Annotated in this window: 13 protein-coding genes and 1 pseudogene; 6 read left to right on the plus strand and 8 right to left on the minus strand. The window is 61.1% G+C overall.

The window, feature by feature from the left end:
* Positions 1 to 125 precede the first annotated feature (125 nt).
* On the minus strand, positions 126 to 1,541 hold the full coding sequence (locus HFK74_RS31605) for a cytosine permease (protein WP_180206957.1): 1,416 nt from the start codon (positions 1,539 to 1,541) through the stop codon (positions 126 to 128).
* Between the two features lie 245 nt (positions 1,542 to 1,786).
* Between HFK74_RS31605 and HFK74_RS31610 the strand changes: the two genes are divergently transcribed.
* Positions 1,787 to 2,698, plus strand: a complete 912-nt coding sequence (locus HFK74_RS31610) for a LysR substrate-binding domain-containing protein (protein ID WP_008058642.1) — start codon at positions 1,787 to 1,789, stop codon at positions 2,696 to 2,698.
* A 15-nt stretch (positions 2,699 to 2,713) separates the two neighbouring features.
* Here the strand turns inward: HFK74_RS31610 and argE are convergent, their stop codons facing one another.
* The 4 genes from argE to HFK74_RS31630 are packed head-to-tail and all read right to left on the minus strand — an operon-like array spanning position 2,714 to position 6,329.
* Positions 2,714 to 3,865, minus strand: a complete 1,152-nt coding sequence (gene argE, locus HFK74_RS31615; RefSeq protein ID WP_180206958.1) for an acetylornithine deacetylase — start codon at positions 3,863 to 3,865, stop codon at positions 2,714 to 2,716.
* Positions 3,862 to 4,539: a DUF1028 domain-containing protein gene (locus HFK74_RS31620; RefSeq protein WP_180206959.1), complete on the minus strand. Its 678-nt coding sequence runs from the start codon at positions 4,537 to 4,539 to the stop codon at positions 3,862 to 3,864. Before HFK74_RS31620 ends, argE begins: the two co-directional genes overlap by 4 nt.
* An 11-nt stretch (positions 4,540 to 4,550) precedes the next feature.
* Complete coding sequence (locus HFK74_RS31625; RefSeq protein ID WP_008058648.1) at positions 4,551 to 4,967, minus strand: RidA family protein; 417 nt, start codon at positions 4,965 to 4,967, stop codon at positions 4,551 to 4,553.
* Between the two features lie 51 nt (positions 4,968 to 5,018).
* Positions 5,019 to 6,329, minus strand: coding sequence for an NAD(P)/FAD-dependent oxidoreductase (locus HFK74_RS31630; protein ID WP_180206960.1), 1,311 nt, complete (start codon positions 6,327 to 6,329; stop codon positions 5,019 to 5,021).
* Between the two features lie 362 nt (positions 6,330 to 6,691).
* On the opposite strand from HFK74_RS31630, the gene HFK74_RS31635 reads away from it, so the two are divergent.
* Positions 6,692 to 7,495, plus strand: coding sequence for a hypothetical protein (locus HFK74_RS31635; RefSeq protein ID WP_180206961.1), 804 nt, complete (start codon positions 6,692 to 6,694; stop codon positions 7,493 to 7,495).
* Positions 7,496 to 7,531: 36 nt separating this feature from the next.
* Here HFK74_RS31635 and HFK74_RS31640 read toward each other — a convergent pair whose 3' ends face one another.
* On the minus strand, positions 7,532 to 8,272 hold the full coding sequence (locus tag HFK74_RS31640; RefSeq protein ID WP_180206962.1) for a hypothetical protein: 741 nt from the start codon (positions 8,270 to 8,272) through the stop codon (positions 7,532 to 7,534).
* A 425-nt stretch (positions 8,273 to 8,697) separates the two neighbouring features.
* Here HFK74_RS31640 and tssB point away from each other — a divergent pair, with 425 nt between their 5' ends.
* The 4 genes and pseudogenes from tssB to HFK74_RS31660 all read left to right on the plus strand — a co-directional run bounded on the left by tssB (position 8,698) and on the right by HFK74_RS31660 (position 12,189).
* Positions 8,698 to 9,201 (plus strand): type VI secretion system contractile sheath small subunit, encoded by a 504-nt coding sequence (gene tssB, locus HFK74_RS31645; protein WP_180206963.1) that lies wholly within the window; start codon positions 8,698 to 8,700, stop codon positions 9,199 to 9,201.
* 34 nt (positions 9,202 to 9,235) lie between these two features.
* Positions 9,236 to 10,297, plus strand: a pseudogene (gene tssC, locus HFK74_RS31650) (type VI secretion system contractile sheath large subunit); the annotation flags it as partial.
* Entirely contained in the window at positions 10,180 to 11,412 is a 1,233-nt protein-coding gene (locus HFK74_RS31655; protein ID WP_368738186.1) for an OmpA family protein, read from the plus strand. The pseudogene tssC and the gene HFK74_RS31655, both read left to right, overlap by 118 nt.
* 108 nt (positions 11,413 to 11,520) lie before the next feature.
* Positions 11,521 to 12,189, plus strand: a complete 669-nt coding sequence (locus HFK74_RS31660; RefSeq protein WP_180206964.1) for an ATPase — start codon at positions 11,521 to 11,523, stop codon at positions 12,187 to 12,189.
* Positions 12,190 to 12,193: 4 nt separating this feature from the next.
* On the opposite strand, the gene HFK74_RS31665 is transcribed toward HFK74_RS31660, so the two are convergent.
* Both HFK74_RS31665 and HFK74_RS31670 read right to left on the minus strand, forming a co-directional pair.
* On the minus strand, positions 12,194 to 12,790 hold the full coding sequence (locus HFK74_RS31665) for a cytochrome c3 family protein (protein WP_180206965.1): 597 nt from the start codon (positions 12,788 to 12,790) through the stop codon (positions 12,194 to 12,196).
* A 9-nt stretch (positions 12,791 to 12,799) separates the two neighbouring features.
* Entirely contained in the window at positions 12,800 to 13,285 is a 486-nt protein-coding gene (locus HFK74_RS31670) for a nitrate reductase cytochrome c-type subunit (protein WP_008059997.1), read from the minus strand.
* Positions 13,286 to 13,289: the final 4 nt, after the last annotated feature.

A 13,289-nucleotide genomic window follows, 5' to 3' on the forward strand; every position in this document is an offset into this window, starting at 1 on the left:
TTGGGGCTTTTCCAAGTGACTCGCCGTAAGGGCGAAACCCTAAGTGGCCGTTACCGCAGCAACGGATATACACCCAATCTAAATTACAAATCTGCGGGGCTTCATCATCCGGGTTGTTGGCACGATTAAACGCTGGCCGCCAGCTTTCCACCCGACAACCGACGCTTATAGGCGCTGTCACGATTGGCCAGCCACCAGTACAGCGGCGATGTAATCAGCAGACCCACCAACCAGGACAAATCCGCCCCGTTGATATGCTCGGAAATCGGCCCGACATACAGCGGCGTGTTCATGAACGGAATCTGCACCACGATGCCGATCGCGTAGGCCAGCAGCGCCTGCGGGTTGTAGCGCCCGTAGATCCCGCCATCGACATGGAAGATCGAATCGATGTCGTACTTGCCTTTGTGAATGGCGTAGAAGTCGATCAGGTTGATCGCCGTCCAAGGCACCAGGACCACCAGCAGCACCAACACCATGTCGACGAAGTGGCCGATGAAGTCAGCGGAGGCACCGACGGCGGCAAAGCAGCAGGCCGCGAGCACGATCACCGAAAGCACGGCGCGGCTCTTGGCGGTGGGGATCCAGCGGTAGGCGAACGTTTGCACCAGGGTGATCAGCGACAGCACGGCGCCATAGAGATTGAGGGCGTTGTGGCTGATCACGCTGAGCAGGAACAGCACCAGCATCAGCGGGCCGATCGAACCGGTGGCGAGCTTGACCGCGTCCATGGTGTCCATGCCGACCGGCGTGGCCAGCACGGCGACGGCGCCGAAGACGAACGACAGGCTGGAGCCGAGCACCGTGCCCAGGTAGGTGGTCCAGAAGGTCGCCGCCACGGGCACGTTGGCCGGCAGGTAGCGCGAATAGTCGGACACGTAGGGCGCGAAGGCGATTTGCCACAGCGCGGCCAGGGATACCGTCGCCAGCCAGCCGGAGATGTTGAAACTGCCGCGGGTGAGGAAGTCATCAGTCTGCACGTGGGTCAGGATGTAGCCGAAGCCCAGCACGATGCCGATGCCCAGGACCCAGGTGCCGATACGGTTGAGCACATGGATGAAGCGATAGCCGATGATGCCGATGATGCCCGAACCCAGGGCACCGATGACGATGCCCACGGGCACCGGCACGCTGTCGACCACGCCGTGCAGGGATTTGCCGGCCAGCACGATGTTGGAGGCGAAGAAGCCGATGTACATGACGCCGGCGATCAGCACCACCAGCAGTGCCCCCAGGGAGCCGAACTGGGCGCGGCTCTGGATCATCTGCGGGATGCCCATCTGCGGGCCCTGGGCCGAGTGCAGCGCCATCAGGACGCCGCCGACCAGGTGGCCAACGAGGATGGCGACGATACCCCAGACCAGGTTCAGGTGGAACATCTGCACGCCGAGGGCGCCGGTGACGATGGGCAAGGGGGCGATGTTGCCACCGAACCACAGGGTGAACAGGTCGCGGGTCTTGCCGTGACGATCCTGGGGCGGCACGTAGCCGATCGTGTGTTTTTCGATGAGCGGGGCGCTCGTTGTTGCAGTGGTTACCATGACGAACTCCAAGGCAAAGTGAGTACGTGGACGTACTTCGGTGAGCGCCGCGCGAACGACGCTTTTCTTGTTGGAGTGATCATGTGCAATGGATCGGGATAGATAAATTAGTAAGTTTGTTGCCTCAAACCTTAAAAAATATATGCCGTGGCTGCGCTCGCCTCCGGTATGTTCAGCCTTGACGCAAAACCCTTGTGGGCGCTGTCGATCCCTTGATCCTGATGTTGTGTTTTCCGGAGGTGCCCATGGCCGCTTACAACCTGCGCCAGCTCAGATATTTCGTCACCACCGCCGACTGCGGCAGCGTGGCCGAGGCTTCGCGCAAGCTCTACATCGCGCAGCCATCGGTGTCGACGGCGATCAAGCACCTGGAAGAGAGCTTTGGCGTGCAACTGTTCATCCGCCATCACGCCCAGGGCGTTTCGCTGACACCGAGCGGCTCGCGGTTCTACCGCAAGGCCCAGGAGCTGCTGCGGGTCGCCCATGAGTTCGAGCAGAATGCCCTGGCGGACAATGACGTGGTGGCGGGGCAGATCGACATCGGCTGTTTTGAAACCGTGGCACCGCTGTACCTGCCACGGCTGATCGCCGGTTTCAAGGCACGCTGGCCCGGGGTGGAAATCCGCATTCGCGATGGCGAGCAGCAGGAGTTGGTGCAGGCGCTGACCGCCGGCAGCATCGACATGGCGATGGTCTTCGAGCACGACCTGGACAGCACGATCGAGACCGTGGCGCTGATGCCGCCGCAGCAACCCTACGCGCTGCTTCCCGCGGACCATCGCTTCGCGCAGCAGGCCAAAGTCTCACTGCACGATCTGGTGCTGGAACCAATGATTTTGCTGGACGTGGTGCCCAGCCGGACCTATTTCGTAAGCATCTTCGAAGAGCGCGGGCTGACGCCGAACATCGTCTTCAGTTCGCCTTCGATCGAGATGGTGCGGGGGATGGTAGGGCGGGGGTTCGGCTTTTCGATCCTGGTGACCAAACCGTTTTCCGAATACACCTATGACGGGCAACAGGTCGTGTGCGTGCCGCTGGCCGAAACCGTGACCGGCTCCGGATTGTCGGCGGCATGGTTGCGCAGGGCGCAGCTGACCAAGCCGGTGCAGCTGTTCGTGGATTATTGTCAGGAAGAACTGGCCCGACTCTATACCTGAGTATCGGGCCAGCCATCAGTTGCTGATCGCCAACAACATCCGTTGCAGCATGGCATCGCAGCCGTGCAGTTGCTCCAGGCTGACGAACTCATCGGGTTTGTGGCCTTGCTCCATGCTGCCCGGGCCGCACACCACCGTCGGGATTCCCGCCGCATCGAACAGGCCGCCCTCGGTGCCGAACGCCACCGTGCCGAAATCCCGGGAGCCGGAAAATGCCGCGATCAACTCAGCGGCTTCGCTGCGCGCATCGGTGGCCAGGCCAGGGTACGCCGACAACTCACTGAAGCGGATCTCGCTCTGCTCACTCACGGCGCGCATGCGCGGCAACAGGTGCTGCTCGGCATAGGCCTGCAGTTCCTGCGCCACCCGGCGCGGGTCGTGTGAGGGCAGGGCGCGAACTTCGAAGTCGAAGCGGCAGTCGGCCGGGACGATGTTCAAGGCCTTGCCGCCGCCAATCACACCGGTCTGCACCGTGGAGAACGGCGGATCGAAGCGCGCGTCGTGCTGCTCGGGGGCCTTGAGCCGTTGGCCGATGCGCCCCAGTTCACCGATCAGTTCGGCGGCGTATTCGATGGCATTGACCCCGAGCGGGGCGTAGGCCGAATGGCAGGCGTGGCCGTGGATGTCACAGCGCATCGCCAGCTTGCCCTTGTGGCCCAGCACCGGCTTGAGTTCGGTGGGTTCGCCAATGATGCACAGCATCGGTTTGACCGGGCGTTGTTCCAGGGCCTTGAGCAGCGAGCGCACGCCCAGGCAGCCGACTTCCTCGTCGTAGGACAGGGCGATATGCACCGGCAGTCGCAACGAGGCCTGCACCAGCGAGGGCACCAGGGCGAGCACGCAGGCGATGTAGCCCTTCATGTCCGCCGTCCCGCGACCGTACAACTTGCCCTCGCTCTCGGTGAGCTGGAACGGTGCGACGGTCCACGGCTGGCCGTCGACGGGCACCACGTCGGTGTGCCCCGAGAGCACGATACCAGGCCGATCCGCCGGGCCGATCGTGGCGAACAGATTGGCCTTGCTGCGCTCCTCGTTGTAGACCAGCTGGCACGGCACATCGAAGCCTGCGAGGTAGTCGCGGACAAACTCGATCAACTGCAGGTTGGACTCGCGGCTGGTGGTGTCGAACGCCACCAGGCTTTCGAGCAGATCGCGGCTGGCGCTCATCGATCGTCTCCGGCGACGCCGTAGCCCGGGGACCTGTCGGGCGCCAGGGCGCGGTCGATGTAGTCCTGGACTTGCGGGCGGTAGGCCTGCCAGAGTTTTTGCAGCTGGCCAATCGGGTCTTCATCGGCCCAGTCGACCCGCAGGTTGACGATCGGCCAGGTCAGTTCCCCGACCACCATCACCGCGGCCGAATGCACCGGCCCGGCTTCGCCACCGGCCGCCATGCCGCCTTGCATCGCCGCCAGCAAACGGTCGGCCAGTTGGCCTTCGGCCTGTTCGAAGGCACTGACCATGGCCTCGATCACCCCGGGGGCCGCGAGCATGTTGCCGGCCGCCACGCATTGCTCGCCGGACACGGCATTGTTCTGGCCCAGGGTCTGCGCACCGCTGAAGTGCGCGGTGCGGCCGAGGTGGTCGATGGCGGTGATCTGCCGGTACTGGCTGTAGCCATTGCGGGTCAGCACCTTGTCCAGGGCCTCGGCGGGAGCCAGGCCTTGCTCCATCAAGGCGAGGGTTTCCGGGCCAAGGGATGGCAGGGTGATGTTTTGCGTGGACACGGCGCCGACACCGGGCAACAGCCAGGGGCAGCGGGCGCCGACGGCGATGCTCGAGGAACTGATGGCGATGCCGAACTGACCGGTTTCGGGGCAGCGGGCGGCAATGGAAAAGGTCATGGTCCTGCTCCTTATTCCGGGATCACCGCAATCACATCGATTTCCATCAGCCACTGCGGCTGACCCAATGCCGTGACCACCAGCCCGGTGGAAATCGGGAACACGCCTTTGAGCCACTTGCCCACTTCCTGATACACCGGCTCGCGGTAGCGCGGGTCGATCAGATAGGTGGTGGTCTTGACGATGTGGCTCAGGTCGCTACCGGCTTCTTCCAGCAGTTGCTTGACGTTGCGCATGGCTTGCTCGGTTTGTGCCCGCGGATCGCCGAGGCCAACCAGGTTGCCTTCGAAATCGGTGCCGACCTGGCCGCGTACATAGACGGTGTTGCCGGCGCGTACGGCCTGGCACAGGTCGTTGTCCAGGCTCTGGTTCGGGTAGGTTTCCTTGGTGTTGAACATGCGGATGCGGGTATGGGTTGGCGTGGTCATTTGAAACTCCTTAAATAGGGTGGACGGCGCGGTTCGCGCGCCGTGCGGATATCAAGCGCTGACGGTGGACTTGTTAGCGGCCGGGGCGGCTTCGCTCTCGCGTTGCTCAGCATCGCGGTACTCAAGGTACGTACGCTGGATGGCGATGTGATCGGCCACGTACTTCGCGTCGTGCCACACGCCCCAGATGAACGACGAGCCACGGCGGGACTGCCACGGCAGGCCGAGGAAATACACGCCAGCTTCGCTGGACACGCCGCGCTGATGCTGCGGCTTGCCGTTGTCGTCGAAGGCGTCGACTTTCAGCCAGCTGTAGTCCACGGCAAAACCGGTAGCCCAGATGATCGACGTCACGCCGGCCTTCGCCAGGTCGAGTTCGAGGATCGGCCGGGTGACGCAGTCCGGTTCCGGGAAGGTATGGCGTGCTTCGGGTTCTTCCGGCAGGTCCAGGCCGTTGCGTTCGATGTAGGCATCGGCAGCATCGAGCAAAGCCAGGTAGTTTTCATCGCCCCGTGCCAGGTTCTCCGCCAGGTTCGGCTGGAAGGTCGCCACGCTGCCATTGAACGATTGGGTCAGGCCCACCAGCACCATGCCGGCATGGGCCAGGCCACGGAAATCCACGGTGCGCCCACCCTGGGCGCCACTGACGGCGATGGTCACGTGTTCGCGGCCGGGTTTCATGGCGGCCTGGTCCCATTCGCCAAGCACGCCCAGCCACCAGCAGAAATCACGGTTGCGATAGGCGCGGGGCGGACGATCGTGGGCGCCCACCGACAGGTAGACCTGTTTGCCGGAGCGCTGCAGTTCATCGGCGATCTGCACGCCCGACGAACCGGCGCCTACTACCAAAACTGCGCCCTGGGGCAATTGCCCGGGATTGCGGTAGTCGGCGGAGTGGATCTGCATCAGTTGTGCATCTTGCGGTGCGATCGGCGGGATCACCGGACGCTGGAAGGGCCCTGTGGCAGCCACTACGCGACTGGCCTCGATCACGCCTTGGGAGGTCTCGATGGTGAAGCCCGGGCGACCGACATTACGTTCGACTTTCTTCACTTCCACGCCGGTGCGGATCGGTGCCTTGAACTTGCGGGCATAGGCTTCGAAGTAATCGGCCACGCGCTCCTTGGGGGCAAAACCATCGGGGCTGATATCGTCGAATTCCAGGCCCGGAAAACGGTCGTGCCAGGCCGGACCATTGGCCACCAGCGAATCCCAGCGGCCGGTGCGCCAGCGCTCGGCGATACGGTTGCGCTCCAGCACCAGGTGCGGCACGCCGAGCTTGCTCAGGTGTTCACTCATGGCTACGCCGGCCTGGCCGGCGCCGACAATCAGGGTATCTATTATTGTTTTTTCAATGGTCATCTCTTTGCCCTTCGAAGTTGGATAAAGGTCTGTGTCGACCTGCCATTTCTTGGGCTCAAGACTAGGGATCAGCCTGATATCGGTAAAATATTATTAAGCTGGCATTTGAGTATAAATAACTGATGCAGAGCGTTTGGGGCGGCGGATTGACGGCAGTCGTGATTGAACGTTCGTCGGCCGGAACGCTGTAAACACTGCAATATCCTGCCCATTCCATCACGGCTGCTAAGCTTCGACCTTGCCACGTCCTGGCCTGCCTGATGGCCGGTTTCAGGCGTGGCCAGGGAGTAGGACTCCCGTACCCACAACCCCCTTCACTGGAAGGGGCATGCGATTGTCGGCAACCTGCACGGAGGCGGGCAATGGTGATCAAACACACAGGTCCTGCAAGTGTCGAGGGCACTGCCGTGCCGCTCGATCCTGATGAGATGGAACGGGTGCTGGCGTTGCTGCTGGCCAGTCCGTTGTTCGCCAGGTCCCGGCGCATGGGCAGTCTGTTGCGCTTTCTGGTCGAACACGACCTGCAATCGGCCCATGTCCCCCTGACCGAACACGCCATTGGCATCGCCGTGTTCCGTCGCGATCCGGCGGTGTATTGCACCGGTGACGACCCGGTGGTGCGGGTGCAGGTGGGGCGGTTGCGCCGCAAGCTCGCCAGCCATTACGCCACGGTGGGGCAGCAGGAACCGGTGCGGCTGAGCATTCCGCCCGGTTGTTATCGCCTGACCTATCAGCGGCTGCGGCCCAACGCAGGGGCCGCGCGCCATCCTGTCCTGCAGATCCAGCCCTTTACCTGCATTACCCGTGAGGGCGATGACTTTGCCCGCGGCTTGTGCGAGGAGCTCAGTTGTCGCCTGTTCGAGTCGTTCGAGCAGGTACAGACCGGTGGCAACCATGTGTTGATCAGGATGCCGCGCAGCCCTGTGAAAACAGCGGATGCGCGGCGGGGCGGCCGTTACTGCTATTGCCTGGAGGGCAGCGTGCGGGTCGAGCCGGCGCGGGTCCGGGCGTCGCTGCGGTTGGTGGATGTGGCGCAGGGGCGGATTCGCTGGTCAGCGCAGTTCGATCGCAACCAGCCCTATGGCATCGCTACCCAGGAGGACCTGGCGGCCTCTATCTGTGTGTCGTTGACGGGCTATTTTGCACGAGGCACGTTCGACGAATAGACGGGGCAACCGCGAGGTTGCCCCGGTATGCGCCCGTCAAACGGTTTTCCATTGACCGCCTTCGTAAAGGCGACCTGCGGTGTTATCGAAGGTCAGGTCGATTTCGATCGCCTTGGAGCGTGAGGAACTGAACATGGTACTGGTCTGCACATCCTGTTCGAACCACACAAGGATGGTTTCCACGGGGGTCAGTACGGTGTTGCCGGTGACCACCGGATTGACGGCCACGTAGATCGGCGTGCTGACCTGGTTGCCATCGATGCCGGTGGACAACTGGTTGATCCCCGGATGGATCGGCGCGAAGTTGTTGACGAACGTCACGGACACCTCAGGGCCGCCCGTGACTGCCGGGCTCAGCAGGCCGTGCTCATCGAGTGTCGAGGTTTGCCCCAGACCGATATTGACGATATTGGTCGAGACTTTGACTTGCACGTTTTCCTTGAACACGTTGGAGGCGAACAGCTGATACAGCGGCGTCCAGCTGAATTCGTTGTTGCTCAGGTAAGCACTGTAGGACTGCCAGACCACGTTGTACTCGGCGTTACCGACTTTCTTGGCAAAGCACAGCTTGTAGCCCGACTTCTTCAGCAGGGTCAGGTCGCCGGGGGCAATTTCGATGGTGACGGTTTTTTGCGAAGCCGCCAGGACGGACCTGAAGACCCGACCGTAATCGGTGGATTTCAGCGCGGTGGTAGCACCCATGATCGACTTGACGGCTTCTTGCACATCGTTGTGAAGCTGCTGGCTTTGTTGGCTGACAGCGATTGATTTGCTCATGGTTTCCCTCTTCCTTGGTGGTGTGTGTCGGGCAGTCGATGGGCCGCGAGCGGTGAAGCCGGTCGGTCCATCGACGGTTTCAATCTAGGCGCATGGGGCAGGGTGCCCAAGTGTCTTGGCGTTACAGGGGGGTGTCGGGGTTGTATCAAAGGCGCAAGTGCACGGCGCCGATGAGCTCTTTTGTAGGCAGTTTCCGTATTTAAGTGCGAAATTTCCCAAAGTGCATTGGAGGGGTGGCGCGTGAAAGTAGGATAGTTCACTGTTGTTGTAGGAGAGCAAAAAAAATCCTGTACGCAGATTTATATTGAAATGAACTTCGCAAATTGTGGCAGCAACTTTTTTGACTGACTGTCTAGAATTGTCAAACCCGGTCCTTGCAAGTTTTTTGTCAAGGCAGTGGCTATCAGGAAAAAACGGGAGGGGTTATGGCTTCAAGCAGTTTCCAGAATGAAGTGCCAAAGGCACGGGTCAACATTAAACTCGATCTGCATACCGGCGGTGCGCAGAAAAAAGTCGAGTTACCGCTGAAACTGATGGTCATGGGTGACTACAGTAATGGCAGGGAGCAGCGTCCTTTATCCGCCCGAAACAAGGTTTCAATCAACAAAAACAACTTCGACAGCGTATTGGCGGAGTATTCTCCGGTGTTGAAAGTGGCCGTGGAAAATACCTTGGCCGATGAGCCTGGCGACACCTCGGTCGAGCTGAGTTTCCAGTGCATGAAGGACTTCGAGCCGGAGCCGGTGGCTCGGCAAATCCCGCACCTGCGTGCGCTGCTGGCAATGCGCAACCTCTTGCGCGACCTCAAGTCGAACCTGCTGGACAACGCCACTTTTCGCCATGAGCTGGAACGCATCCTCAAGGATGATGCGCTAACCGACGAACTGCGCGCCGAGTTGGCCGCGTTGGTGCCGGAAGAAAATCGTTAATCCACTTCGGTTCGTTTAAAGGGAAGTTACCTTAATGTCCATCGAAAGTTCTAACGTGCAATCGCGCGGCACTACAGTGTTGTCCGAAGAAAAAGGCGTATATGGCGCGCTGTTTGGCAAGATCAATCTCAATCCAATTGAAACCCTGAGTAGTATCGAAGTATTTCAAAATACCGAGGCACTCTCCGAAGTCTCTGCCGATGAGCGAGTAACGGCAGCAGTCAGTGTGTTTCTGAAACTGCTTGGGCAGTCTTCGCAGAAATTCGAACGCCTGGATAAAGTCCTGCTCGATGAACACATCGCAGCCCTGGATGCTCAAATCAGCCGGCAACTCGATGCCGTGATGCACCACCCCGATTTCCAGCGAGTGGAGTCAACCTGGCGCGGGGTCAAGTCGCTGATCGACCAGACCGATTTTCGCCAGAACGTGCGCATCGAATTGCTGGATATCAGCAAGGACCATCTGGTCCAGGATTTCGACGATGCACCGGAAATCGCGCAAAGCGGCCTGTACGTGCACACCTATACCCAGGAGTACGACACGCCGGGTGGTGAGCCCATTGCCGCCGCGATCTCCAACTACGAGTTCGATCGCGGCCCGCAGGATATCGCCCTGCTGCGTAACATTTCCAAAGTCGCGGCGGCCGCGCACATGCCCTTCATCGGTACCGTCGGCCCGGCCTTCTTCGGCAAGCGCTCGATGGAAGAAGTGGCCGCCATCAAGGACATCGGCAACTATTTTGACCGTGCCGAATACCTGAAATGGAAGGCGTTCCGCGACAGTGACGACGCCCGCTACATCGGCCTGGTCATGCCCCGTGTCCTGGGGCGCCTGCCTTATGGACCGGACACCGTCCCGGTGCGCAGCTTCAACTACGTCGAGAGCGTCAAGGGCCCTGATCACGACAAGTGCCTGTGGACCAGCGCCTCGTACGCCTTTGCCGCCAACATGGTCAAGAGCTTCATTGCCAATGGCTGGTGCGTGCAGATCCGCGGGCCGCAATCAGGCGGCGCGGTCACCGAACTGCCGATCCACCTCTACGACCTGGGCACCGGCAACCAGGTGAAGATTCCTTCGGAAGTCATGATTCCGGAGATCCGCGCGGCCTCAGCGAGTTTGTCGCATTGCATGAAGAACTGGCCAAGTTGCGTCACCCGGCATGCCCGGATGTGGACTGGGCGAGGGTGGAACAGTTGTGCCTGGCGCTGTTCCAGCACAACGGTGCGGATCTGCAGTCGGCGGCTGCTTTTACCTTGGCGCGTAGCCAGCGCTATGGTCTGGAGGGCATGGTGCAAGGGATTGCGCTGGTAGACACGCTGGGCTGCGAATGGTCGAGCGTGTGGCCACCCAGTCCGTCGGCACGCCTGGAAATACTCGCCTGGCTGTTCGTCCAGTTACAGTCATTGTTACGTAGCATGGCCATGGACATACGGCATCTGCCCGCACTGGTGCATCTGGAGACCGAACTGCTGCACTTGCAGCACCGTCTGGATCAGTCGATGCAAATCCCTCCTGCTGCATTGCAACCCCTGCTTCAGCAAATCGAATACCTGACACAGAGCTTGCAGCGAAACAGCACGTTGGCCATTCCGGTACAACGGTTGCCGAGAGAGCCGGAGCCGGCGCGTTTGATGTCTATCGCTATTTGGCCGGCCAAACCTGTGCCCGAAAACAAGCCGGCTCAGTGGCGAAGGACCATGTGGCTGTGGGCTGCGGCGGTAACGATCATCTTGGTCGGCGGCGCGTGGTGGAACGGTATGGGGTCGAGCCATCAGGGTGAAAAACGCTTTACCGAGCTCTTTCAGCAACAACAGCCGGTGCCCCAGCCCGTTCGCCTCGACAGCCTCTCCCTGTTCGCCCCTGGCAGCGCCGAACTCAAGCCCGGCTCGACCAAGGTCCTGATCAGCGCCCTGGTCGACATCAAGGCCCAGCCCGACTGGTTGATCGTCATTGCCGGGCACAGCGATGCCAAGGGCAGTGCCGAGCAGAATTTGCAGCTGTCCCACGCTCGCGCCTCGGCCGTGCGCGGCTGGATGCAGCGGATGGGGGATATCCCCGACAGTTGTTTCGCGGTCCAGGGCTTTGCCGACAGCCAGCCGATCGCCAGCAACGACAGCGAGGCCGGGCGCGCGGCCAACCGGCGTGTCGATATCCAGCTGGTGCCTCAAGTGGGAGCCTGCGGGAAACCGAGTGAGCGAGCGTCGTCATAGCAATCATTCATTCCCTCGATACCCATCATTAAAGAATGCAAGTTCTGTTTTTCCGCCAAGGGAGGAAGATAGCCTCATACCGATCTCGCCATTGAAGGAATAAGCGCGATGAGAATCTCGACCCTGCTGGCTTTTGTCGCCGTGTTCAGCGCTGGCGTGGCTACCACCGCACCGGCCGTTGCCGCCGAAGCGGCCTGCCGTTTCCTGCCGATTGCCGACAGCGCTGTGCGTTTGCAACACACGCAGAAGGTGGCGGTGCTCTACAGCGAGAACACCCTCAACACCCAGCAATACCTCGAGAGCTACCACGCCGTGGCGGTGAAGGGGGCGCAGAACCCCGAGCTGGATTCACGGATCAGCCAGGCGTTCGTCGACAGCTCCGACCCGCAGCGGGCGGTTGGCTGGTTGATGGCGTCGTTGCAGAAGGAGTTCGCCGCGGTGACCGTCTACGACAACCTCGATGCGGCGCTGCAGGCTCATCCGGATGTGGTGGTGATGCTCGACACCTACAGTCGCCTGGTGTCAAAGCGCAACAACCAGGTTGAAGCGCGGTTCATGGCCAGGTTCTACGATGCGAACCTGCAATACATCGGCGAGGCGCAAGGTTCACGTGCCGAGCAGATGCCTTCGGTGTGGGTGCATGGCAAAGCCGCGCCGCAGATTGCCGCGCAGATCAATCAGCAGACCGAGTTGCAAGTGAACGCATTGAAAGAGTTCGATGCGTCGTTGAAGACACTGGTGACGGCAGGCCATGTGGACCATGTGGCAAGCAACTGAACCGCTACCAGCCTTTGACGCCGCTCATATCCGGTAGCTTGTGCGCAATGCCCTTGTGGCAGTCGATGCAGGTGGCTTCGCCCTTGGCCAATGACGTCGAATGCATGGCCGCCGCCCGTTTGCCCTGGCGGGTAAAGTCCATGAACTCGAAGTTGTGACAGTTGCGGCATTCTCGTGAATCGTTGGCCTTGAGCCTGGCCCATTCGTGTTCCGCCAGTTCACGGCGCAGGGCGAGGAATTTGTCGCGGGTGTCGATGGTGCCGAACAGCTTGCCCCAGACTTCCTTCGACGCCTGCATCTTGCGCGCGATCTTGTGGGTCCATTCATGGGGCACGTGGCAATCCGGGCAGCTGGCGCGCACGCCCGAGCGGTTGGTGTAGTGGATGGTGTCCTGCAATTCGACAAACACGTTGTCGCGCATCTCGTGGCAGGAAATGCAGAATTTCTCGGTGTTCGTCAGCTCCAGTGCCGTGTTGAAACCACCCCAGAAAATGATCCCGGCGATAAAACCGCCCAGCGTCAGGAACCCCAGGCTGAAATAAACGCTCGGCCGACAGAGGATGCCCCAGTAGTCCTTAAGCAGGGCGAACAGTGCTTTCATGGCGCCTCCTCAACGTTTCTGCGCGGCGTTGGCGTCGTCTTGCAGGATTTTGTCGATGGTCTCGAAGCTGTTGCCCACCAGCGGCAGCACATCTTTTTGCGGCACATGGCACTGGTTGCAGAAGTAGCGACGCGGTGAGACCGCCGCCAGCGCCTGGCCGTCGCGGTCCATGTAGTGGGTGATGCTGATCATCGTCGCCTGGCTGCGCGCACTGTTGGCCCGGCTGTGGCAGGACAGGCACTTGTTGCCGTTCTTGTCGATCTGGTAGCCGCGAATGCTGTGGGGAATGGTCGGCGGCTGGTCAGGGTAGTTGCGCTCGCGCTTGAGGTCCTTGTTTTCATCATCGGCCAGGGGCGGCGCAGGGGCGTTTTGCGTCAGGGTGCCGCCGGGCCGGCGTCCGTCCGGGCCCGGTGCATCGAGGGGGTAATCAACCTCGGCGGCAATGACCGCGCCGATTACAGCGAGCAGGAACAACGGCAGGATGCGAAAACTCATGGCG

The organism is Pseudomonas sp. SbOxS1, assembly GCF_013416725.1.
GTDB lineage: Bacteria > Pseudomonadota > Gammaproteobacteria > Pseudomonadales > Pseudomonadaceae > Aquipseudomonas.